This window comes from Alcanivorax sp. HI0083 (assembly GCF_001635175.1).
Genome location: NZ_LWFX01000185.1, coordinates 1 through 824, shown reverse-complemented (window position 1 = coordinate 824; position 824 = coordinate 1). Strand labels below are relative to the sequence as shown.

Here is an 824-nt window from a genome sequence, read left to right as displayed (position 1 = left end):
GCGGCAAACCAGGGGCACTTCAGGGTTCCGCAGGTGCCTTGCTCCCTCCATCCCTCTCACCCCCTTCACCCAATACCCGGTACAGAGTGATGCGCGACTGATACTGGTTGTAGATCAGATCCAGGCTGTTCTGGCGCGCACTGTTAAAACTGCTTTGCGCGCTGAGCACGTCGGTGAGCTCGGTTTCGCCTTCCTGATAACGCACCTGCGCCACCCGATAGGCTTCCTCGGCTTGCTGGTATGCCTCTTCACGATACTGCTGCTGCTCGGCCAACCCCTGCACATTACTCAACGATTGCTCCACTTCCTGCAGGGCCACCAGCAAGGTGCCGGTATAACTGGCCACCTGCTCTTGCCAGGCGGCCTTGCTCTGATTGATCCGCGCATTGCGGGCACCACCATCAAACAGGGTTTGCGCCAACGACACGCCCAGGCTGTACACCGCATCGCCATTGAACAACGACGACAGGGCGCTGCTGGCATAACCGCCACTACCGGTGAGCGTGATGGAGGGCCAGTAGTCCGCCCGGGCGGCGGCCACAGAATAATCCGCAGCCATCAGGCTGGCCTGGGCCTGGGCAATATCCGGGCGCTGGGCCAGCACCTGATCCGGTAAACCGGCCTGGATCTCCGGCAGCTGCAGATTGCTCAGGGTGCCGCCACCCACCTGGAATGCCTGCGGCATTTCTCCCACCAATACCGCCAGCGCATAACGGCTTTGCCGCAGCTGGTGACGCAAGGACGGCAACTGCGCTTTCACATTGGCGACCACGGTTTTCTGCTGGGCCAGATCCTGGGGGGAGACGGCACCGTTCTCTACCTTG

At 61.5% G+C, this 824-nt stretch carries 1 protein-coding gene; it reads right to left on the bottom strand.

Annotated features, from left to right (window positions below; translation table 11 throughout):
• Window positions 1-19 precede the first annotated feature (19 nt).
• The coding region (locus tag A3754_RS01960; RefSeq protein WP_197468381.1) for a TolC family protein at window positions 20-824 on the bottom strand (805 nt) is incomplete at its 5' end.